Below are 24,408 nucleotides of genomic sequence, written 5' to 3' on the forward strand. Positions count from 1 at the left end.
GCTTGGCCCCCTTTCTCATGCTCGCAATGAAAGTTCCTGATAGATCGTATAAACAAACCCAATGAATTGTTGAATGAGGCTGAAGAACAGCAGCCCCAAAAAGATGATGATACCCATGACCACGACAGTTAACAGCATCGTCATAATCGTCTTCATAACCGTATATTGATGAACCGTCATCGTTCCGATAAACAGCAGCCAAACAAACCATAGCGTAGCTGCTGATTCCAGCAAATAATAGAATGAAGCCTCACGCAGCGAAATGACATTGCTGAGCAATAAATTGGGCAGATAGATCAGAATCAAAGGGAGCATCGCGTAGCCTGTGGCGATAACTATTTCTTTGAATTTACCTTCTCCGTCCATCAGTGTGGTGAGCGACCAGTTCGCGACACACCAGAGCAGAAATGGGAGGGCAATGTATTTCAACTCGTCAATGCTGTTTAAATCAAGCGGGTAATTAAAGTTGACTACATAGCCGGAATATTGGCGTTTCAGTATCATCATAACCGTCACGCCGAACAAGATGGTAAGCGCGATTCTAAGCTTCCCTTTATTCTCGTATTTCAAATCCCAAAACCCGTCAAAGGGATGGAAAGCGACGTGCAGCGTGTACTTAGCGTCCTTGAGAAACTGCATGCTGTTTCATGCCCCCCTTTCTTAGCCTTAGGCCACGACGCACGGCCATTACGATCACTATTAATGCGATTGCAATCGTCATGTAGATCCCGAAATACTCGCGCATATATTCCCTGCGGTATTTCGTTAACGCTTTGGAGTAATATTCCCTGTCGTTACCCAGCTTCAGATATTTCATAGCTTGCTTGTATTCGCCTTGACGCAGCATCGACTTGCCGATTCCGACATAAGCCATTTCGTAATTCGCGTCAAGCTTGAGCACCTCTTCCCACAGCTTCGCCGCATCATCGTGCTTCCCTATGCTGTATAATCCATTCGCTTCGTTAACCAGTCTTCCGAATTTGGTCGCGGTAAACTCCGTAATCATTCCTAAATCGCGATCCAGAACGAAAATTCGATTACCGAAACTTTCAATAGCGATCGGCGTTTTGAACGTGCCGAGTTGATTACCAAGTTGACCGACCACATACAGCAGATTGCCGTCCTCGTTGTAAGTGAAAACTCGCCCCCGAGTTGAATCAAGCGTCCGGTACACGCCATTATCGCTGACATCGATGTCGATAAAAGCCGATCGATCTCTGCTGAGATCACCTATCGGACCCCATTCCCCGTTTATGCGAAGCACATCGATGCCGGAAGGGTTCAGCCTTTTGACGGGAACTGAGGTTTTCTTATCAGCCGTAGTCGTAAAAATAAATCCGTCTGCATCTACATCCGCATTGTTAAATTCAATCGGGACGAAGCGGATCATCTTCTCCCGCTGTTCTTTGGTCGATACTGTTTTCCAGAACAAATCCACCGGATCGAATTGCACAGGGTTTGTACCTATAAAGCCGTTAAACTCGCCTTCACTATCGAATTCGATTATCCCGTCAAAGACACCTCTGGCGACAACGTAAATACGACCAGCTTTATCGACGATAACCTTGCGCGGGATATATTCGAATTTGTCGCTAAGCACCTCCGACTTCGGAGCGCCGATTTCTCTGATGAATGTTCCGTTGCCGTCTAGTACAACAACGCGCCTGTTTTCGGTATCCGCCACAAAAATATGACCCCCGCCGGTAACAAATATGCCTTCCGGTTTATTGAAGCTATCCTGCTTTCCGTTATTGTCGAAGTCTTGTATTTGGCGAATCGCCTTCCACTCGCTGTTGAGCACTACAATTCGCCCGTTACCGGAATCCAGAATGTACAGATTGCCATCCGATGACGCAAACATATCACTCGGCGTCGTGAATGGTCCAATGCCTAATTCCTGTCCCGTTATCGTCCTAGAAGGAAGATAAGCAATTGGCGATTTAACGTCTTCTCCCCAATACGAATAGGTATATCCTTGGTACGGCGATGCTTGAGCCGACTTCGGACTTAGGCCGAATATAATCATCGCTGCCGCCAGGATCAGAATCGATCGCTTAATTATCAAACCTATACGCCTCCATCGCTTTAGTCCTTCATGCCGGACGAAGCCATCGTTTGAATCACATTGCTTTGAGACAAAACAAACGTTACGATCGGCACCGTCATGATAATAACCGCAACTGCGGCTCCCACCCCTGCGCGGGCGATACCGCCTTGAACGATTTGCCCCATGGCGTAGTGCATCGTCTTAAGCTGCTCGCTGTAAATAAAACTGCCTCCATCCGTTCCCCACAGCATTTGCATCATCAGGATGAGCAGCGTCAACCAAGCTGGCTTGACGAGCGGCATGACAAGCTGCCAGAAAATACGGTATTCGCTAGCTCCGTCGATCTTCGCGGCTTCCAGAAGCGCATCCGGTATTTGCTCCATGAATTGCTTCATTAAATACAAGCCGAGCGGATACGCAAACGCCGGAACGATGACAGCCTGATACGAATCAATCCATCCCAAGACAGACATGATCATGTAGTTCGGAATAGCCGTTACATGCGGAGAGAACATCAACGAAAGAACAATGACCGTGAACAGTACTTTATGACCACGGAATCTAATCTTGGCCAGCGGGTAAGCTGCCGCCGAAGCGAGCAGAATATGTCCTGCAGTGCCTGCCGCCGTAATAAAAAACGTATTGAAAATATATCTGGAAAATGGAACCCAAGAGCTTTTCATCACTTGAAACAAATCCAAAAAGTTCTCGAGTGTTGCATTCCTTACAAACAGCGTAGGCGGGAATACGAACAACTCATCCAGCGGTTTGAACGCATTATTAATGACATAAATCAACGGGACTGCCATAAAGGCACCGAACAAGCCTAGCAAAAGGAACAGCATAATATCTACCTGCCAGGAGCGGTTTACCCTTTTTTTGAGACGTACAGCCAGCTTCATCTAGCCTATTCCCCCACCCTCTTCAGCAACTTTTGAACGGCCAGATTCGAGCCTAGCATCAGAATAAACAGCACGGTTGCAATGGCGGACGCATAACCCATTTCGAATCGAATCGTGCCGTAATCCACCAAGTGGGTAACGATCGTATGCGCTCCGTACTGCACACTCGGAAAGCCCGCTAGAGCCATCGCGACGTCCGCTACCGCAAGGGAGGACGTGATCTGGATGACGGCGCCGAACATTAACTGAGGCCGCATCGAAGGAAGTGTAATAAACCAAAGCTCTTGCCAGCGGTTTTTGACTCCATCCACCGCCCCCGCCTCGTACAATGTGCGATCAACCGTCTGCAAGCCGGCAATAAACGCCAGAAAGCTGGTGCCCAGACTCAGCCACAATTGGACGATAATAATGATCCCAAGCATATATTTGGGATTCTGAAGCCATAGAATTGGCTCATAGATGATACCGATCTTCATCAGCAATCCATTCATGATGCCGTACGAATCGCCGGAAAAAATAATTTGCCATATAAAAAACACGTTGCCTGATATCGATGGTGCGAAAAACACGAGTGTCATGAGTGCCCTGACCTTCGGTTTAAGCTCATTGATGAGCCAGGCAAAGACGAAACAGGCGATATAGCTGACCGGTCCGGTAATAACGGCAAAAATCATCGTATTTTTTAGCCCGATCAAGAATACGTCATCGTTCCACAACAGCTTGGAATAATTCTCCCAGCCGATCCAGTGCGGAGCTTCCAGCATGTTGAAACTCGTAAAACTAAAAAAAATAGATATAACGACCGGGAGCACGGTAAATAACAGGAACAACAACACATAAGGAGCAAGCAGGACGTACGCATGCCGATCCCGCTTTATGTCCTTGACGAACAACTCCCACTTCCCTTGCAACCGGGCAGAGCTGCCCTTCGACTGCATCATAATCTCGGCTGCGATTTTCGTTTTTTGCAAAAGAGTCCCTCCCTAGTCCTTACCGTCCAACTTGAACTCGTTACGTTTTTCCTTGATCTCATAATCGATTTCCTGAACGTAGTCATACAAGGCATCGGCCGTGTTCGTACCGTTGTTGATCACTTCACGAAGCGCATTGTCGAGATGCCTTCCCGTGAAATAACCGCCTGGCACCTCTGACACACCCTGCACCCACTGCCATTGCTCTTCGAGATTGAGATAATCACGAGCCGGCCACGGCAGCTCCTTGAGCGCTTCGATATTGGCCGTTGGATAACGCGCTGCGGCGCCCATCAACCCTTCCATCTCTCTGCCGAAGCGTACCTGGGCGTCCTTGCTTACCCACCATTTCATGAACTCCCAAGCAGCATTCTTGTTCTTGGCCCCTTGGAGCATAATGGTGGCCGTTCCGCTGCTGGCGACCTCACGGCGAATGGTGCCGTCCGGCTGCTCCAAGCCTGGAACCGGAACGAATTCCCATAAGCCTTTGATTTCCGGTGCGGAAACGGTCAAATAGTTGTAGAAGGTATAATCCTGAATGCCAACCGGCATTTCACCCGTCCGGAATCGCATTGGAAAATCAAAAATCAACGGAAGCTTATAGCTCGTATAGAAGTCAGTCCATTTCTTGAATGCGCCGAGTCCAATTTCGGTATCCAGACCGCTCTTGGCACCGTTGTTCAAGTAGAATGATCCGTCCATCTGGTATAACATCATCGCAAAGGCACGGTTTGCCTCCAGCACGGGTACACCCGTCGTCTGGGCAACCGGAAGAGCGAAATCCATGTGGTTCTTCTGCAGAACCGGGATCAATGCATATACATCCTCCCATGTTTGCGGCGGTTCCAAATTCAACTCTTCCAAAATATCTTTTCGGTAAAAGAGCATATTGAAGATTTGCTGCTCAGGCAGACCAAATACTTGATCCTCAAACTGGTAGGGAACAGTCGCGCTATCTCTGAACTGTTTCACAACCGCCCTGTAATCCGGGAATTTCGTTAGATCTTCCGCTGCATGCCGCATACCGTAATTGACTGGCACATCGTTTCCGACCTGCATGCCCACATCGGGGCCTTCACCTGCGAGCGAAGCGCGAAGAAGTACATCCTGATTGACCAACTTAAGATTTACGCCAATTCCTGTAAGCGGCGTAAACGTATCATCAATCATCGCTTTCAGCACTTGCGCCTGATCGCGTCCCGTTCCGATCCATACCGTTATGGACTCTTGATCTTCAGACGTGTTTCCGATCGTATTGTAATCTTCAAAGAAGGAATGAAAGAAGGACGATACCTCATGTACCATTTTTTTGCCAAAAGAAGCTTTCGCTTTAGGCAGCTTCTCGTCAGATGAAGCAAGAACTAGATAATCAATTTCAAGCGGCTGCTCTCTGACCTCGAGAAGCCAGGCACCGACGCTGCCTACATTGATTTTGAATTGACCCAGCCGCTTCTGAACCGTCTCCGGTTTTTTCGCCAAATCTGCCAGTTGATAAGCCGTTTTGTTTAATACGGCGGTTTTGTCGCTCTTCTCGCCCGTCAGGCGAACAAGCTCTTTCGACACAGCATACAAAATGTCGCTTTGTTTCTTAAATACATCAACCATGTCGGGAATTTGTTTATCTAATTGATAATCTCGGTAAGGATCTGGTACGTTACCGGTAATCATCAAGATTTTTCGATACATGGCATTAATTTCGAGCACACTTGCTTCTACTTGGCGAATCAGAGTCGCGACCGCACCTAGGCTGACCTCGAGCTTCAGCTCGTGCTTACCTTTTGTCAAATAGAATAAATAAGGCTCTTCCTCGCTGCTGAGCACATTCATCTGCCAATCCGAGTTGTAATAAAACGGAATTTGTGTCATTTCCTTAAACGGGATTTCCCCGTCAATCCATAGCGAGCGTGTAGAATAAATACCCCGCAGCAATTCTTGTCTGCTCTTAAGGGCAATGCGGTATAATCCGTCCTCCGGCGCTTCGATTTCCCATGTGATCCATTGGCCCGGCACTCGCCAGTTGTTGCCGCCGATCGTATTCATTCTGATCTTCGACACGTCATAAGGTTCTGTAGACGGACTGGAACGGTCGGAAATGGGATATAATGTCGGAGATGATTTGTAAGAGGCGTTCTCCCCCTGAACTTTGATCAGATGCCCGCTAGTCTCTTTATAACCTTTAGAGTCATAGTCGGCCTTCACCACTTCGTAAGCAGCAGGCGCATCGTATCGATACAATTTGATGTAGTCAATTGCCATCGGTTCTCTGGAAGACACTAGTGTCAACGTGTGCTTGCCAGCCGAGAAATAGAACATGTACGGATCTTCGTAATATCCCTCTGTATCTCTAAGCAGCGATTCCTGCCACATCGGCGATTCGACTTGGCGCGGCCGCAGCTCATTGCCCCTGTTATCTTGTGTGATTTGCTCGCTCTCGTTTTTCCATACACGGTGAAAAGTCAGGTTTTGGGCACTGAAGAACGGAAGCTCTCCATCGATCAACAGCTCCCTTTCGATTGCAGAGCTTTTGCCTTCTATCGGAAAATAGCGAATGGCGATATGATATAAGCCCGATTTCGGTACCTCGAGTTCCCACCCAATCGAACCGCTTTCCCCCGTCTTGACGAAGTCGCCTGATATTCCGCCTAGCTTATCTACGATTTCGGGGTTCATTTCATCAGCGCTGGTATAGTCCGCGCCTCGGATCACGATCTCCCCACTCGGCCGTTCTTCATCTTTGTACTGCTGCAAATAATGGTCGTAGCTGTTCTCCGATGCTCTCGTTAAGGAATTCTGGTCGATGATTGCATCGGCTTCTGTATTTGCCGCGGCCCCAGTACCAGCCGCGTTGGACTGAGGTATAGGGAAAACCAATATCGAGATCAGCATAGTGATGATAATCAGCCAAGAGACGGTCATTCTGGAAAAGGCGATTTTCACCTAATTTCCCCCTTTTGCAAACTAACGGAATCTTATTTTGTCAGCAACCGCCCGGTCTACCATTATCGGAACACCGGGCAGTTTGCTTATTCACATCTAAGACTTTTTCGAAGCTACTCTTTCTTCTCTTCAACCTCGCCTCTCATCACTTTGTCAGCAGCCGCTTGCGCTGGTCCGATAACTTGAGCGATACCTGTCGACGGCGTAATTTCACCTTTAACGAACTTGCCTGTTACAGTGTCGAGTTGATCTTTAACACCCAGACCACCGAAGCGTCCGCCGAATACCCGCTGTACTTTTCCAGCTTCATTCATTGCATTGGCGATGGAGGTTTCATCCGGCAGCACATTCTCAAGCCACAGTTGGCGGTTTGGTTGCCAGTTGTCGAAGTCTTGCAGCTCTTCCCAAATTCTCACGATAGCTTCCGCATCCTTGACGCCTTTAGGAATGACATAAGCAGCTGTTTGTCCGAGCGGATCGGAATAGGATACTGAATTAGGTGATTTAGGGAAGTAAACGTAACCCCATTCATCCTTCATCTTATCTGTCAGACGTCCCTCGATTTCCCATAAACCGCCTGGGTACATAGCGATCTTGCCTTCCGCAAAATATTTAGCCGGATCTTCCCAGTCGTTTCCTTCGTTTTCTTTAACAACTTTGTGTGTGTTGTACAGCTCGTACTCAAAGTTAAGCGCTTCCATTGCAGCTGGAGAATCAAAACTCACTTTTTTAGAAGCTTCATCGTAGATAAGGCCGCCGTTGCTTGCGATCAACTGCTCCGAGAAAATATAATGCGCGCCAGCGAGACCGTATTGGTCAACTTTGCCGTCACCGTTATTGTCTACAGTTAGTTTCTTCGCAGCATCAAGCATTGTCGTCCAGTTCCAGTTCTCCTCGTCCATCAATTGTTGAGGATCTTTCAATCCAGCTTCCTTGAAAATACGTTTATTGTAGTACATACCGGAGTCGTTCGCGTTGAACCAGCCTTCTAGTCCGAATACATGCTCGCCGCCAAAACGCATTGAATCGATTACGTCTGGAGCAATATGCGTATTATTCAGGTAATCTTCCAGTGGTGTTAGGAATCCGCCATTCATAAGTCCCCAGATGAATCCGTCAGGCAGGCGGACGATTTCCGCAAAAGGATCGTTAGCCATAACGGAGGACGACAGCTTCTCAGAAGTCGACCAGTATTCCGTGTTTAGATACTTAATTTTGACGTTGTATTTCTCTTCGACCTTTTTGATTCTTTCGCGTGCCAATTCGTCCGCTTCCGAATCTCCGACTGGTGTTGCATCCCACCAATGCGAAATGCGAATTTCTCTGCCTCCCAAATTAGGGGCAGACGGTTCAGGCTCATCGCTCGGTTCTTCGGTTGCAGCCGGTGCATCGGTTGCCGGTGCTTTGGTTGCCGGTGTATTTCCTCCGCTGTTGCTGCTGCATGCAGACATAATCATCAACATAGCTGTTAATAAAACAATCAACATCGGTTTCATCTTTTTCATCTGTTTCACTGTTAACACACTCCCCTTAATGAATGATTAAACGAATAAAAACAAGACGGTTCAATTAAAGAAATCGGCTCGATCCTCCCCCCAAAACAGCACATCCTGATCGTTAGCAGAGCTATGAAACGGTTTTCATGAAACCCATTTCATTATAGCTTCATTCCAGTTCTTGGTCAATAATAAAGTTTATATTTTCCAGCGGCGGCACAATGTATATTGCAACAAATCAGCCCTTCTTCCGAACAATAAATAATAAAAGAGCAGCATCCAGATATTCTGGTTACTGCTCTTTTAGAAAGAATTTAACTATTATAAGTGCTGTAAAGGGTTCATCGCTTATAGGGCCCCGAGCTTTGCCGAATAATAAGCTGAGGCTCGAGCGAGGTAAGCTTCTTAACTTTTTCTTTGTTCATCATCGCTTTAAGCACTTTGACTGCCGTCCTGCCTAGCTCGTGTGCCTGCTGGGAAACAGTAGTCAATTCGGGGATAAAATGATGCGCCAATGGAATATCGTCAAATCCGACGATAGACATATCGTCTGGAATCGTTAGTCCTGCATCCGTCACCGCCTTGATCGCTCCGATCGCCGTATAATCATTGACGCAGAACACCGCAGTCGGCTTCTCCTTCATCGCGAGCAGCTTCAGCATTTGTCGCTTGCCCGAATCAATGGAGAAGCTGTCGGGCAGCAGCCATTCCTCTCGGACATCCAGCCCTCCATCTTTCATCGTCTTACGGAATGCTCGCAGCTTGTTGGAAGTTGTTGTCATATGACTTTCTCCGCCGATGAATCCGATTTCTGAATGCCCCAGTTCAATCAAGTGCCGTACAGCCAGAGCGGTGCCAGCCGACTCGTCCGTAGCTACCCTAATTAAATCGGTGCCCCGCAAGGCTCCATTGACTAGTACGGTCGGAATGACGCTAGCACACTGCACGAGCTCCTGCACCAGATGCTCATCGCAGTTCTTTAGATTGATTCTTCCGCCCAAAAATATAATACCGTCCACACGTTTCTCCCGCAGAATGCTGAGATATTGTGATTCCTTAGCATAATCGCCGATCGTATTGCTAAGCAGGAATGTTTGTCCCGACTGCTGGGCCTCATTCTCTGCTCCAGCGAACACTTCCGGAAAGAAGGGATTGGTTAGATCGGGCACGATCACGCCAATAATTCCAGTTTCATTTGTAAGAAGGCTTCTGGCCATCGCATTAGGCTGAAAGTTGTATTTTTGAATAAGTTCTTCAATCTTGGCACGGGTAGATTCCTTTACCGGAGCGGTATCGTTTAATACCCGGGATACAGTCGAAACCGATACATTTGCTTCCTTTGCAATATCATATATGGTGACCTGTCTCAAGCCTAACGCTTCCTTCCTGATTTCACGTCTATCTCGTCCCATTATAGCAAAGACGGACATGGTATGTAATGCGTTACATTTGTCATCGTTAAAAGGGACAGGCTCGTCGCTTCAACGATCGTTCCTGCCCCATCTATAAAACCTAATTACGTTTCATTTAGCGGTTGCCAGCTTCGATTCGATTGCTCGTCAAAGAAGAGCTTTACCCGATCTGGCCGTCTTCCCTCTTCATCAAACAAGATTAGCTCATTGCCGGTCTGCTTCAGCCACGCCATCGGAACTTTGTAATCCTCCTGAGGCCCAATTTGCCAATAGCGCCCCAGGTTTCGGCCGTTCAGAAGCAAATAGCCTTTGCTCATTCCCGTCATTCGGAGCTTTAGCTTAGGATTTATATCCTCTGAAATTGCAGGAAGATCGAACTTGCTACGATTCCATGTAGGCCCGGATCCGATGGAGTCTGAACCTTCCTCAAAATTCACCGCGTCTTCCAGCAAGACTGACGACCAATTTCTCAATTCACGTGATCGGTTAAACATTAGCAGCTCCAGCCGATTCAAAGGCGTTTGAGATACCGGCATTTCAATCAAGTTGCTGCCTTTGACGAGATAGGCAGAGATGTCAACTGCATGATAAGCAAACCAATTCTGATAACCATCGATAAGAACCTCCCTGCCGTTAATCCGAAGTCCGCTGTTTAATGCACCAACCAGTATCGCTTGGTCATTCTCCATCAGCTCGAACGTTCGCGTTAGCGCGGAAGCAAAAGGTCCGGGATTAACCTCGTCCAGATGGACAACTTCTTCGCCGCAATACCATCCTCTTCGAAGCTCGATGGCCGAGCCGTCCATATATATCGCTCCGAATATTCCCTTTTCTTCACCCAAATAAGGAGAAAAATTGAGACTGCCCATATGCTGTACAAGAAGCTGCAGCTTGTTTCTTCCCTTCGTTAGACGCACGACAGCAGACGCCGCGCCGACCTGGCGGATCATCGCTTGCTCTCGTCCGTTTACAAACAGGCGTGCAGAATCTTGTATGGCTGAGAAAATAAGCGTGCTTTCTTGATCTCGATCACATTCCACATCACTGCTGTAAATGAGATAACCGAATGCCAGAGCAAGCTCCGCAAATCCGCGTGGACGTTCGGCAATCCCTCCTGATCCAAGCGAGAGAAGAGGTACGGTTTTCCGCTTCCACTCCGACAAGTTTGGCGAGAGCAGCGGTTTGGTGTCATTGCCGGAGCCGTGTAATATTCTGTCTCCAGTATCCCGCCCATCGTCGCCTTTACGATCCCAATTCCCTAAAAGGAACGGATCGCAATCGGAGCCGCCGCTTACTCCGCTAATTCTCCCCTCGGCTCCTAAGTCCAAATCCTCCCAGCCGATTGCCCAGCGGACTTCGTTCCCTTGGAGCTTCCATGCCCTATCCGACATATAGCCGTTTAACATAATTACTTCGACGAGTTGCCCGCCAACCTTCAGCCAAATGCGCTGCGACGTCTGGAAATGGAAAACGTCCATATGCAGTGTTCGGCCGTCCGGGCTGCTCTCATGCGGGATACTTCCTGCATTATCGTAATGAATGGGCTGATCTGATTCGAATATGATATGCGTACGCCCTCCGTCGTCTCCCGCCAATATCACGGTTCGAACTTCACCAATTCGGTCGTTGCCGATTAGAAATCCGCCGCTAGTGAGCTTTAGACCTGGACAAATTTCGATCCGGTCGAGAATCGGAACGATCTGCCCCGGCTTGATCGACACCGGAAGCGTTCGACCGCTTTCGAGCGTAATCGGAAACATTCCCTTTTCCTGCTTAACACTTTCGGCAAACCACAGCTTTTGTCCGTTCCACTCCCTGCCTTGGAGCTGGATACCTTCCTCGCAACGCGCCATGTTATCCATTGGCTCCGATTCCAGTAAGAAGTCGCCAAGCGCCTGCGTGAACAAGGATACCTTTTTGGCTGTTCTAAATTTAGCTGTAATTCTTCCGTACTCCGATAAAGGAGCATCGTAATCATAGGAGGTCACCATATAAATATCACTGCTTCCTACCGTACGCCCACCGTATCCTCCAAAGTTGGTGCCGCCAAAAAACATATAATGGCTGATGCCGTCAAAACCGGCACGAATGGCCTCCATCATCCGTTTTTCATACAAAACGGGCGTTTTCTGCGTAGCCGCTGGCGCTCCCCAATGCTCGAACCACCCCGTCCAAAATTCGGTTACAAGCTTCGGAACGTCTGGCTGCTTGCGCATTAACTTCTCATAATGTCCGTCTGCGCCTGACCAAAAATTCGCGCCTTCTATCGTTCCTTCGGCGCCTCCCTCGCAGGTGATCAACGGCACGTCAATTCCCCGTTCCAGCAAAGCGTCGCGAAGACCGTTCATATAAGACATGCCCAACACGTCACCGGCCAGATATCCGTATTCGTTCTCCACCTGAACGAGAATAACGGTGCCGTCTTGCGTAATTTGACGAGAACGGATAATCGGAACAATCTGGTCAAAGTATAGATAGACGTAACGGAGATACGCTTCATTGTCCGTTCGGAACTGCATGTTTTCTTTGGTTTTCAGCCAATATGGAAAACCGCCAAAATCCCATTCTGCACAGATGAACGGTCCCGGCCGCGCGATAACCCACAGTCCCAGCTCGGCGCACAAATCAAGGAAAGCCCCACAATCGTTGTCGCCGCTAAAGTCCCATTTTCCTTCTTCCGGTTCATGCACGTTCCAAGCAAAATAAGTATCGACGCAATTCATTCCAGCAAGCTTTGCTTTGACCAGCACTTCCCGCCATTCCTGCCTCGGCATCCGAAAATAATGAATCGACGCGATGTTCAGAAACACTCTCTTTCCCCCGATTATAAAACTCTTCGCATCGTAATGAAGCTGCGTTCCTTGCTGTGAATTGTCTATTAATGTTTGTAATCCAGAGGTCTCATTCGTATAAGTCATGAATCTCTTACCTTCCTTTCTGAACGCATTGTCTTAGTAGAATCGCTGATCGAATACATGAATACCTAAGCATTGAAAGCAGCGATATACGTATTTAATATTTTCAACAATAATTTATGAAATGGGTTTCATTAATGGCATTTAAATTATAGAACTACTTGGTAAACGTTGTCAACGGCTACCCTCTCATCAGTTTCCCTTCGCCATCGCCACATGTGTTCGCCGTATTCATCAGCTCAATTATAATAAAATAGACGCCCTATATAAGGACGTCTAAGCTATATTCCACTTTAATAAAGTTATTTCACCAAATACGACAATCAGGGGCTTTATTGAGAAACCTTTGATGTAACAGGGTTACTAGTAATCTTAATTTGCGACTTCTGTGCGAGTCCAAAGAAAGCGAAAAGAGCAAGCAGGCTAGTGGACAAGATGATGATCCCCATCGGAACTGCGGAATACTCTCCGGCAACGCCGACTAGTGGTGAAGTACATGCACCAATCACAAAAGGCAATAAACCAAGCAGGGCGGCTGCACTTCCTGCCCTTTGGCTTTGCGAACCCATCGCCAGAACAAAAGAAGCTGTTGCCGTCATACCGATTGACGCCACAAAGAAGAACAACGGAACAACCAATGCCAGTAAAGGACCGTGCAATAAAATAACGATCAAGGCTGCAAAACTGGCCGTACAAGCTAACAGTAAGCCAAGGATAACAAATTTGCGTTCCGAGAACGATTTGCTGAACCATCCAACGACCTGTGAACCAATAATTAAGCTTATTCCATTGGATGCAAACAATAGCGCGAACAGTTGTGGAGAAGCTCCGTAAATATTTTGATAAACAAATGGAGTCCCTGATACGTAAGCAAATACGCCCCCAATCATAATGCCTTGTGCAAGCGCATAACCGAGAAACTGCCGATCTTTAAGCAGAGCTTGAATACCAGTTAACAGCTCGCCGAAGTTACCGGATACCCGCTTCTCGGCAGGCAAGGTCTCTTTTAAGTTCGTCGTTGCCAAAATAACGAGTAGTAAACCAACAATGCTCAGTACGAAAAACACACCTACCCACGTTGTAAATGAGATCACACCGCTGCCAGCCAAAGGCGCAATCATAGGAAACAGATTATTTACAAGCATGAGCATCGAGAAAAACTTCGTTAATTCTGTTCCGCTGTATACATCGCGTACGATTGCTCGGGAGATAACAATGCCCGCAGAGGCAGCGAAACCTTGAACAAAGCGTGCAGCTATAAACCAATAAATATTGGGGGAGATCGCACAGACAAACGAAGCAATCAGATAGAAAACAAGTGAAATAATAATTGGCTTGCGTCTCCCATGAACGTCACTTAATGGTCCCATAATAATTTGACCCAAACCTAATCCAATGAGGCATGCTGTCAAACTAAGCTGAACAAGAGAAGCCTCGGTTCCGAAATCAGCGGTAATTTGCGGGAATGACGGCAAATACATGTCAATCGTAAGTGGACCAAGGGCTGAAAAAGCACCTAACAGTAATACTAATCTTAAGCGATCATAATTTTTTGTTGCAGACATCGTATAATCTTCTCCTAAACTATTCCAGATGATGAATCATGCTAATCATGTAAACTTGTTTCATTATAGACGAAGATAGAGATAAACCCAATAGTAATTTGATCCCTTTACTAGAAAGAGACAAAGCGCTATCTTCCTCTTCATCTATCTGCTTCATTTACTCTCGTACGGAGCTATAGCTACTACTGCCTTCACCATTCGGGTCTTTAACCTTAGAGATAGCGCCCATGCTGGGTGCACACTAAAGACCGTCAGCACATATTGTTGCTCTGACGGTCTTAACTACATATTGAATTTTTTAAAAATAGAAATTATTCATATTTCACCAAGAAACGTTTCGCAATAAACTGATTGACTTCAAACAAATCGGCTGTCGGCTCACCAGTGAAAGGAATCCTCGGCATATAATTAACTGGACCAAACTCAGGAGTCACCGTTGTCTGCAGCATGCCTGCTTGGCGTCGGCACTGCCAAATCTCATCCCACCAGCCCTCGAATCTGGCAAGTTCCTCTGCATACTCAGGCGCAGCTGGGTGCGGCACCTGAGGTCCTTGCGTAAATCCTACTCTTCCGTGAGTGTGAAGTGTCCGCCTTATCAAAAGGGCTAAATCCGCTTCTTGATCATGTAGCAAAGATTCGCAAACACAGGTGAAATGGCTGAAATCTGCTGTTATTTTCAATTCAGGAAATTGCTTCAGCAGCTTCGCAGTCGCACGCGGAGTAAACATTGCGCGTCCCCGATGGGTTTCATGCGCAACGGAAATACCAAGCTCTTGCTCTTTTCTCAAAGCAAACTCAAACAAGGGAAACTGCTCTTCTTCTGTCATATAATCTTTGCCGGTATGTGAATTTACGAATACCGGCGAAAATGTCATCGCTTGCTCTAATTGCTCCTGGAACGATTCCTCATGATTCCCGTGCGTAAAGATCTGCGGAATGTATAATAGCTGGAACTCTTCCAGCAGCTCCTTAAACTCATTCCTGTCTCTATTCTCTAGAAGCGCTGTTTCAACGCCTTGATAACCATGATGAGCAGCTCGTTCGAATTTCTCCCGCAATGAGCCTTCCATACCCCAAAAGGCATGAAATAGTTGCAATTTCATATGAGCCCTCCTCCGTTCAATCTTCACTGTACATAAAACAATACTGCTTATTCATCTTTCTCCATGCCCATCGGCATCATCATCCCATTTTCCATCCCCATCATCGTTACGCTGCTCGATTCCTCTTCTTCGTCTGCCAAATATACCTCCGTTCCGAATGCAGGCTCTGCATAAGGATGGTCGGTATTTCCACGGGCGAGAATTTGACGGTAATTCCCTGATTGGCCTTCGAATCCGTCATGGTCCCATGGCACCCAAGAACGAGCATTGCAATAATGGCAAACGTACGAGCGGCGGTACCGGTCTTGGGTACGGTTCGGATAGGACCGATGAAGCAAATGAGAATGAAAAAACAAAACATCCCCCGGGCTTAGCGGAACGGGTATGGCTGGAGGATAGTTTGCGACAACCTTAGAAAGCGTGTTCACATTATCGTCCAAATGGCTTACATTCTGCACGCCATTCAAGTCCTCGAATGCATCCACTGCATGTACATTTCCTCCTCCGACACCATCAGGAGGATATATGGGTTCGTGGTTCGAACCAGGTACAACCCATAAGCAGCCATTTTCTTCATCTGCATCTTCTAAGGCAATCCACGCTCCGATTAGCGTATCCGGATGCGTTTTAATATAACATGCATCCTGATGCCAGCCTTGGCCGCCTTTTCCAGGAGGATTTAAAAAAAGCATGGACTGAAGAGCGTATACATCCGGCCCAACCAAAGCCTCCGTAACATCGACAATTCGAGGGTTTAGGATGCCCCTCTCCGCTGCTGCGTTTAAACGAGACATCATATGGATGCGTGTCGCCTTTGCAAATTCCTCTTTGAGAGGATCCTTATTATCACTATCTGCCTGCTTATCAAGCTGAAGGCTATTAAGCCTTGACTGCTCTGCTAATTCATAGAGCTCGGCGATGTCTTCTTTTGACAATAGGTTTCGGACAATTAAGTAGCCTTCTCTGTGATAGTGGGAATATTCCTTCACGCTTACTAAATAGCGGTTGTCCCTTGCACGTGATTTAGGCACATAAAACTTCCCCATCTATCCGATCACTCCTTAGAATGAAATGCTTACCCGCTAATTGTAGCGTGTTGCAGCAGCACCCTCCATAGTCTAAAACCGGGAAATGATGTGTTTATTTGACCAAGGAATTCACCAAAATATTTCGATTCAAAGGATAAGGTGTGTACGGGTCCAATACGGATACCGTGTGGCGGAATAATGGATCCTGACATCTTTTTATGTAATCCGATGCTGTTATTCCGCGAACTTTTTTATACATTTTAGAGAAATGGTGTTCATCCCTAAAGCCAACCGAATAGGCGATTTGCTTCACCGTGCTGAAGCCCCCCATCATCAATAGCTCGGCACGCCGAAACCGTAACTCAAGCAGCATCCGTTTTGGGGACATGCCTGTGGCAGCAACAAACATTCGTGTGAAATATTCATGAGACCAGCCCGATATAGAAGCGATTTCTTCAATTTTTACGGGATCGGTCAAATGCTCTTCCATATACGTAATCGCGTGTTGAATAGGGACAGGCAATGAGATGGTCTCCCCTTCCGCGACTTGTGCGGAAAAGGACGACAGCTCTTCTAAAGATGCGGAAACCAAAACGGCAAGCCTTCTTGGCCAATGCGCTGGCTGGTGATTCGCAATCCAAAGCATTTTCTCCATTAAGCTGGTTACGAGCATATGGCGCCTTGCTAGGAACATATGACCTTCTTGGAGCAATGCCTCGAATCGCTCGTCCGCTTCGCGTAGAGAGGCATAATCAAAATGCACGAACAAATGTCGTACGTTTTTTTCCGGCGCGAACCGGTAGGTATGCCAGTCACCTGGGCGCGTGAATATGAAGCAAGGCTCATTAAGAACAAATAGGCGCTCACCTATCTCATATTCCGTTTGGGTGCCATCGGGAAAGTAGACTAATTCGAAATCGTCAATTTGCCGGGGCCCAAGCACAAACCCAGCTTGAATGACGAAGTCTCCTACATTATTTATTGAGGGCCAGTGGCTAGGCTCCTGTTCGCTCATGTTCTTCATCTGCCTCTCCGCTGAATTTATACTGACCGTTGTATTTATTTTACAGCCGGCCGCAGTCAGAAGAAAAGCCCTTCAGGTAACTGAAGAGCTTTTCTTCGTTTTATAAGTATAAGACCAATAGATTCGTTGCGCTTAAGTACCTCTCAGTTTAGTAGACATTTTGTTTACTTGGTCATCAAAAATGTATTCGTACCTTGCTTCCATCCTGCAATGGTTGGCTGCTCTCGATAATGATCTTATCCGATTCAAATAGCTGATCCGTTACAGCTGATTGATGATCATTGGAGTCCATTACAGAAATAAATACTTTACGGGCATAAAAAGTATTGCCTAGTGGACCTTTCTTCTCTTCCACTCTATAAATATATGATCCGCTGCCGTCTTCATGAATCGCTTTATTAGGCAGCAGCATCTTTTTCTCGGCCACCTTGTTTGTCAAATCAATGACCACGTTGTCCCCACTACTCACCTCAGCATCATTGACTGTAACTAGAAGACGTTTCATCGGAATGCTAGAGGCGACTGCTTCCTCACCCCCTGCGACACTATTCTCCATTTCTACAATGACACCATCAACTTGCTTGCCCGGGATACTCGGTACATACACGTTTAGCCTCTCTCCAGCCCTAAGATTAGCGGCCACTTTAGCAGGCGCTGTGAATTCAAACTCCAGCTCCTTGCTTCCATTTGCAAGCATCACATCAATTCCGTCAGTTGTTAAGCTTAGACCCTCCACCGCATTTACTTTTGTCACAATTCCGTTGAACGGAGCAATCAATTTGCGATTGTTAGCCAGATCATCCTGCAACCGTTCGATGTTCCTCTTCATCATATTCATATCGATCTCACCTTTTTGTAAATCTCGCTTGACGCTTCGATTACTATTTTCATCCCCGTTTCTTATCGCCTCAACAAGAAGGTCCTGTAACTCTTCCATTTCCAGCTTCAGCTTCTGCAGACCCGCTTGCTCCTCCACTATTTGTTGTTCAGCAGACTTACTATTATAGACGATTAAAGTATCTCCTTTCTTCACAAGGTCACCCTCCTTTACTGCCACCTTCGTTACTTTCCATCCCATAGGGTTCGTCAAAGGAAGCTCTTCTCTATATTTCAGCACACCATTGCCTTGATACTTATGGACCAACTCTCCCTTACGTGATTCTACTATTGCTACTGTTGGTAATGTTAGAGACAGCAGCGTGTTGCTAAATAGCGTAAACAGCAGCAGCAGTCCTATAAAACATCCAAACAGAATACGAAGCATTCTTTTACCATTCCTCTTTCTTTCTTCGTTTTGCAACGCTTCCACCTCCTTTCCTACCCTTTAATACCTGATAGCTGTATACCTTCAACAAAATAAGATTCTGCATACAAATACAACAGCACCATCGGGGCCATATACAAGGCAGACGCAGCAAATGCAACACCCCGAGCTCCTTCGTTAATTCGAGACAAATAGAGTGATAACGGCTGTTTGAAAGTATCCTGCAAAAAAATGAGCGGTTGCTCAACCATATTCCAATTGTCAACAAACAACAGAACAACTAGAGCAGCAATACCGGGGCCAATTAGTGGAACGATAATGCTATAAAAAATACGGAAATGACCAGCACCATCGATTTTGGCAGCCTCAATATATGAACTTGGAATATGAAACATAAACTGCCGCAGCATAAAAACACCAAATGCACTGAATATACCGGGTAAAATAAGTGCAGAGGATGTATTCATGAGCCCGAGTTTCTCTACAATGATATAATTAGGAACTAAGGTGACTTGAAATGGCATTAACATCGTCATTATATAAATTAGAAATAATCCATCCCGTCCCTTGAACCTAAGTTTGGCAAAAGCGTATGCAGCAAGGGAAGCTACCAACACTTGCCCTGCGATAATTGGTACAACTATAAATATCGAGTTCCAATACTTATGAAGAAACACAGGTGTTTGAATCAGCACCTCTGAATATTGCTTAAATGACAGCCAATCGGGAATAAGCTTAACGTTAATAAAACCATCGGCCCCCCCTGCCTCGACATCAATCATCTTGCCAATCAACTGGTAGTTATATGCTATTTCACCTTCTGACATGAAAGAGTTTGAGACCGTAAATAGAATAGGAAATAACATCAGCAGGGCTATTATCCCCATCAGAACAGTTAATGAAATTTTTCCGACTATCCTCAATTTGCACACCCCCTAGAAGCTAATCAATAAATTGCCTGAAACGGCGCTCAACATATAACATGGCAGACACGAGCAAGAGAATGCCTGCGACCATTAATGTTGCAGCAGCTGTAAGCTTTTGTATATCGAGTGACATGAACATGTTGTTCATATAATGTTGGAGCATATAGATGCGGTCATACGGATAATCACCTGCAATCAGGTACGTTTCCCGAAATACTTTAAAGGAATTAAGAATCGACATGAGAGTAACAAAAAACGTCGTAGGCGTTAAATAGACCATCGTAATATGAAGCAGTTTGGGAAACCTCCCAGCGCCTTCAATATCTGCGGTTTCATAGTAATCGCTCGGAATACTTTGCAGTCCGGCCAGAAATAAAATGATGTTGTAGCCAATATTTTTCCACACATAAACAAATATAAGCACACCCATAGACCAATCAGATTTCATCCAGTCTATCCGATCAATCGACATGTCCTGCAACCATTTATTTAACGTTCCATTCCAGTCGAATAAAATTTGCCAGATCATAACGATAGATGCGATGGGCACAACAAGCGGCATAACAAATGCAGTCTGCAATCCTTTTCGGAAAAAGATCTTTTGATTCAAAATAAGGGCTAACAACAAGGACAACGCAATAATGAGCGGTACGCTTACACCAGTAAACAACAACGTATTGTTTATTGCTTTGCGGAATGAGCTGCTCTCCAACAATTCCTTATAATTATCTACACCAACAAAAGAGCCATCCACAACATTGTCTTGCAAGGAATAAAAAAAACCCATTACAAAGGGTATGAAATAAAATAATGCAAAACCAACCAGGCTTGGAGCCAAGAAAAGAAGAGCGATCGCACTATCTCTTCTAATTACCTTTACTCCCTTCTTCCATATGCGAGTAGCCACTTTCGTCCACCCACCTTTCCGTTTTCTAGTAAAAAAACAAACCTTGAACTCCCGCTCAAGGTTTATTACAAACCATTTCTTATTCATTCAAATAAAGGGATATTCTATTTTGCATCAGTTTCGCTACCGCTACTGCAGATTTCTGTCCGCTAAAATAAGCTTTAGACTCTTCAACGATTATCTCTTGCACTTGGTCACGATTAAACGCAACAGGATACTGCGCTTGCTCTAAAAATATATCCAGACCTTCGATATCCTGTGCTGTTATCGTAAAGACTATACCGCCTAGAAATCCTTCCGGATGATCCTCAACTTTGCCCTTCTTCAGTAGTTCCTCCACTTGTTGTTTATATACCTCTTTATTTAAAGGGAATCCAGTGCCCCTTGATCCTTGCATCTCCTCGGACAAGATGAATTTAACAAAATCCCATGCTTCTTCTTTCACTGAAGACTTTTCGTTAATACCCATCGTTTTATAGCTTCTAAAGTATCCACCCTTCCCTTGCCCTTCGCCCTTTGGACTCGAATATAGCTTTGATTTGTATTCATAGCTTTCATAGCCTTTAGCAAAGTTTTCACTTAGTTTTAATGCGAGGAAATAGTCCGAGGGCGAATTAATTTGCTCTTCCCTAAAGATTGAATGCACATTCTCAGTGGTAGCGATCCCCTTATCATACAAGCCTTTTACTTGCTTCAGTAATTGGATAAAAGAATCCGAATCAAACTTCGCTTTTCCATTAGGCTCATCCACAAATGAAGTGTACTGGTCCATTACGATTCCATTCAATAACTCTTCTGGATAAGCAGCTAACGAATACGAATAGTTTGGGTCGCCATAAGCCTTGAGACCTTCTGCAGCTTCAAAAAATTGATTCCAGCTCCAATTGTGATCCTCAAAAGCCACTCCGCTTTTTTCGATGACTGTTTCATTCCCAATAAAACCATACATAAAGAAGTTTAAAGGCATACCGTACAAACTGCCGTTCACTTTCGAGCCGTCCAACACGTTTGTAAAATAGTCCTCTCTTTTAAATGCAGGATCGTTATCCATCATTTTGCTCATGTCTGCCAACAAGTTTTTATTTACATATTTCCCTATTGGCAATACGTCCATTTGGATGAGATCCGGCCCATTTCCTGATAACATTGCTGTATTTATTTTCTTAATATACTCTTCCATTTTTCCCATGAATGTCGCATCATCCGAATCGATAAAGCTGTACTCAATCGTAATATTAGGATGTTTAGCTTCATATTTCTTTTTTGCTTCCACGAAAAACCCATCTTCAAAAAAAGTTGAAAACACAATTGTTTTGGGTGAATTATCATCTTTTTTTGCTGGTGGCTTCTCCTTAGCTGCCTCTTCTCGGGAACTCCCCTCGTCTATTGATTTGTTTGTCTCTCCAGTATTGGCAGGCTTGCTACAAGCAGTAATTGAAAACAGTAATACAACTATGATCATCATTGATATCGTTTTTTTCATCGGAAACATTCCCTTCCCTATTTAAGTTGCTTCGGCCTTTCATCAGTGTACTGCCCAAATATATGATAAGTACGATGGACTTGTATTGAACTTGTAAAGTTTTCAAAACTACTCAGTAGGTCAATTTGCTATTCAGACGTGCACAACACAAAAAAAGCCAGCTGCGGCTGCAACTGACTTCAATACTCTTTGTGGTAATCCATTTATGAAAAGAAACTAAGCATAACCATTAAATCCCTATTAAAACCAACAACCGTATTCGTATTTATATCTACAAATACACTATATAAAGACGACTCATCGTGTTCATCTTTAATAAATAATTCAACAACAGTTCCTTCCCATCGCATTGATTTTTCGCCTAATGCCAAATTAACCGAGGTTGACCCATCCTTTTCCTTAATAAATCGTGTAGCAATTTCAATCACTTTATCCAGCCTATTAGAATCGCTATTGTCTATCTCTATTATAGGGTTGATCACCCGACTTTTCGGCGATACTATTACTTTGGGAGCGATTTGCTCCTTAACCTGCAATACTTTACCGTCTCTAGCGTTAAGTACAAGATCATACTGAATAGTTGAATCGGTTTTATCACCCAAATCCACATAGAACAAACCACTCGGTACTTCCTTTAGATTCGTCTCTGTGTCAAAAAGAATGGACTTACTTCCTTCTGGTCGCGGAGCAGCATCCTCTAAGTTTTCCAATAAATGGCGTAAATTTTCTTGATCTACGACCCTTATATCTATCTGAACATCGTCTTCCTTAAGTTTTTTGTCAAAATATTTATTCACTGCATTAATACTTAACGTATTCACCGTTTCTAGTGAAAGTAGGTCTCCGTAACTCGCTTCACCCTTTGTTTGTTCTTCATTTAGCTTTTTAACCATAACTTTATTTTTTTCGATCGTGTCAAAATATCCGCTGCACCCTGACAGCAGAACAATAATTGTCGCACATAAGATAGCTCTATTAAGCCTTTTCATAAGCCCGTCCCACCTTTCTGAGCAAATGGGTCAAATATAACTTTAATAGTTGTACCTAGCTTCTCTTCACTATTCACTTCTATAACGGCATGATGAACGGCCGCTACACTTTGACAAATCGAAAGTCCTAAACCTGCCCCATTATTGCTTTTTGTTCTCGCTTTGTCTGCCATATAAAATGGTTCAAAAATTTTGCTCTGATGTTCTTTTGCAATGCCAATACCTTCATCAACTACTTCAAGAACATATCGATTATTGTTCCAATACGTACGAATAGTAATATGCTGCCGCTCACTAGAGGCTTTAAGTGCATTATCCACTAGATTAAAAATCAACGTTATCATCAAGTCTTTCTCTAGCAACAACTTCCCTGCTTCACAGTCCGTTACAATCATGACTCCTTTTTCCTTCGTTTTCATTCGAAGTGAAGGCTCCAACTCTGCTATGATTGCACTCAGATCATATTCAATCAGTTGGAAATGATCGCCTTGCAGCACAATCATATCCATCAATTTCAAGGAAAGAGACTCTAATCGTTTACCTTCAGAATAAATAACATCCAAAGCGTCTACAAACAACTCTTCGTTATATTTAGTCGTCCGCAAAAAATTAGCATAACCGATAATGGATGTTAAAGGTGTTTTCAATTCATGGGTGAAATTGTTAATAAACCGCTGTTTCCCTTCATTAATCCGTTCTAGTTCATTAATTTTATCCTCTACAACCGAAGCCATTTCGTTAAAATTATTAGCTAGAACACCGATTTCATCCTTTGACTTTATTCTGACACGCTCTGAAAATTTGCCTCTCGTTATACGCTGAGCTATTTCATTCAAACGATCTATTGGCCTTGTAAGACCTTTGCTTACAAAATACATAACAATTAAATAGATTATCAGTACAACCACATCTACATTCACAAAAAAACGATATTGATCGATACGATCCTTGTAAAGTGCTGATATATCTTTTATATAGGAGAACACATATTTTTTTTGGTTAATGTCTACAATGTTCGTTGTAAATACGAGTGTTCGCTCGTCAATGTCCCGCACAATATAATTAATCTCATTCTTCTCTAGCCCTTTCAATTCCTCGCGATGCACAGGAATTTCAGTATCAATATTAGTGAATATTGTCTGTTTACTGTCGCTCTGAATATCCAAATAAACGAGCTGATCTTTATTTTTGCCAACAAACTCATTCGCAATATTGATAAGAACCGTTTTTTCATAATCGATAGAATCATAAATACGCAAAATAGGAACAATCGCGTCAACACTAGAGTGGATGCTCATATTCTGACTGAGCGCATTGTTCATTTCTTGGCTTACTATTTTATTGTGACTTCTCTCAATAACCATAATGGATGCTGCATTAAAAATAACAAAAAAGACGAGGATCGAGATCAAATAAATTTTCTGCCAAAACTTCATACG

At 44.9% G+C, this 24,408-nt stretch carries 18 protein-coding genes; all 18 read right to left on the reverse strand.

Going from position 1 to position 24,408, the window contains the following annotated elements; translation table 11 throughout:
• Positions 1 to 15: 15 nt before the first annotated feature.
• Positions 16 to 639 (reverse strand): Yip1 family protein, encoded by a 624-nt coding sequence (locus CEF13_RS19890; RefSeq protein ID WP_102713285.1) that lies wholly within the window; start codon positions 637 to 639, stop codon positions 16 to 18.
• On the reverse strand, positions 617 to 2,065 hold the full coding sequence (locus CEF13_RS19895) for a gluconolactonase (protein ID WP_102713287.1): 1,449 nt from the start codon (positions 2,063 to 2,065) through the stop codon (positions 617 to 619). Before CEF13_RS19895 ends, CEF13_RS19890 begins: the two co-directional genes overlap by 23 nt.
• Before the next feature lie 20 nt (positions 2,066 to 2,085).
• Positions 2,086 to 2,949 carry a carbohydrate ABC transporter permease gene (locus CEF13_RS19900; RefSeq protein WP_102713289.1) on the reverse strand — a complete coding sequence of 288 codons (864 nt, stop codon included), beginning with the start codon at positions 2,947 to 2,949 and terminating at the stop codon, positions 2,086 to 2,088.
• Between the two features lie 5 nt (positions 2,950 to 2,954).
• Positions 2,955 to 3,890, reverse strand: coding sequence for a carbohydrate ABC transporter permease (locus CEF13_RS19905; protein WP_102716460.1), 936 nt, complete (start codon positions 3,888 to 3,890; stop codon positions 2,955 to 2,957).
• 42 nt (positions 3,891 to 3,932) lie between these two features.
• Positions 3,933 to 6,836 (reverse strand): extracellular solute-binding protein, encoded by a 2,904-nt coding sequence (locus CEF13_RS19910; RefSeq protein WP_102716461.1) that lies wholly within the window; start codon positions 6,834 to 6,836, stop codon positions 3,933 to 3,935.
• Positions 6,837 to 6,970: 134 nt separating this feature from the next.
• Complete coding sequence (locus tag CEF13_RS19915) at positions 6,971 to 8,362, reverse strand: ABC transporter substrate-binding protein (RefSeq protein ID WP_243864311.1); 1,392 nt, start codon at positions 8,360 to 8,362, stop codon at positions 6,971 to 6,973.
• Between the two features lie 332 nt (positions 8,363 to 8,694).
• Positions 8,695 to 9,723 carry a LacI family DNA-binding transcriptional regulator gene (locus CEF13_RS19920; protein ID WP_102713293.1) on the reverse strand — a complete coding sequence of 343 codons (1,029 nt, stop codon included), beginning with the start codon at positions 9,721 to 9,723 and terminating at the stop codon, positions 8,695 to 8,697.
• Between the two features lie 146 nt (positions 9,724 to 9,869).
• A complete protein-coding gene (locus CEF13_RS19925) occupies positions 9,870 to 12,683 on the reverse strand; it encodes a beta-galactosidase (RefSeq protein WP_102713295.1) in 2,814 nt (937 codons plus the stop codon).
• A gap of 329 nt (positions 12,684 to 13,012) precedes the next feature.
• On the reverse strand, positions 13,013 to 14,245 hold the full coding sequence (locus CEF13_RS19930; RefSeq protein WP_102713297.1) for a multidrug effflux MFS transporter: 1,233 nt from the start codon (positions 14,243 to 14,245) through the stop codon (positions 13,013 to 13,015).
• A gap of 311 nt (positions 14,246 to 14,556) precedes the next feature.
• The gene (locus CEF13_RS19935) at positions 14,557 to 15,348 is read right to left on the reverse strand and encodes a sugar phosphate isomerase/epimerase family protein (protein ID WP_102713299.1); all 792 of its coding nucleotides are present in this window, start codon (positions 15,346 to 15,348) and stop codon (positions 14,557 to 14,559) included.
• Between the two features lie 47 nt (positions 15,349 to 15,395).
• On the reverse strand, positions 15,396 to 16,394 hold the full coding sequence (locus CEF13_RS19940) for a phytanoyl-CoA dioxygenase family protein (protein ID WP_102713301.1): 999 nt from the start codon (positions 16,392 to 16,394) through the stop codon (positions 15,396 to 15,398).
• A 94-nt stretch (positions 16,395 to 16,488) separates the two neighbouring features.
• Complete coding sequence (locus CEF13_RS19945; protein ID WP_102713303.1) at positions 16,489 to 17,400, reverse strand: AraC family transcriptional regulator; 912 nt, start codon at positions 17,398 to 17,400, stop codon at positions 16,489 to 16,491.
• A gap of 175 nt (positions 17,401 to 17,575) precedes the next feature.
• Complete coding sequence (locus CEF13_RS19950) at positions 17,576 to 18,700, reverse strand: efflux RND transporter periplasmic adaptor subunit (RefSeq protein ID WP_243864280.1); 1,125 nt, start codon at positions 18,698 to 18,700, stop codon at positions 17,576 to 17,578.
• Between the two features lie 17 nt (positions 18,701 to 18,717).
• Positions 18,718 to 19,551, reverse strand: coding sequence for a carbohydrate ABC transporter permease (locus CEF13_RS19955; RefSeq protein WP_102716463.1), 834 nt, complete (start codon positions 19,549 to 19,551; stop codon positions 18,718 to 18,720).
• Between the two features lie 55 nt (positions 19,552 to 19,606).
• Positions 19,607 to 20,497 carry a carbohydrate ABC transporter permease gene (locus CEF13_RS19960; protein WP_244917104.1) on the reverse strand — a complete coding sequence of 297 codons (891 nt, stop codon included), beginning with the start codon at positions 20,495 to 20,497 and terminating at the stop codon, positions 19,607 to 19,609.
• A 79-nt stretch (positions 20,498 to 20,576) separates the two neighbouring features.
• The gene (locus CEF13_RS19965; RefSeq protein ID WP_102713307.1) at positions 20,577 to 21,980 is read right to left on the reverse strand and encodes an ABC transporter substrate-binding protein; all 1,404 of its coding nucleotides are present in this window, start codon (positions 21,978 to 21,980) and stop codon (positions 20,577 to 20,579) included.
• Between the two features lie 203 nt (positions 21,981 to 22,183).
• Complete coding sequence (locus CEF13_RS19970) at positions 22,184 to 22,969, reverse strand: hypothetical protein (RefSeq protein ID WP_102713309.1); 786 nt, start codon at positions 22,967 to 22,969, stop codon at positions 22,184 to 22,186.
• On the reverse strand, positions 22,966 to 24,405 hold the full coding sequence (locus tag CEF13_RS19975; RefSeq protein ID WP_102713311.1) for a sensor histidine kinase: 1,440 nt from the start codon (positions 24,403 to 24,405) through the stop codon (positions 22,966 to 22,968). Before CEF13_RS19975 ends, CEF13_RS19970 begins: the two co-directional genes overlap by 4 nt.
• Positions 24,406 to 24,408: the final 3 nt, after the last annotated feature.

Source organism: Paenibacillus castaneae (assembly GCF_002884445.1).
Taxonomy (GTDB): Bacteria; Bacillota; Bacilli; order Paenibacillales; family Paenibacillaceae; genus Pristimantibacillus; species Pristimantibacillus castaneae.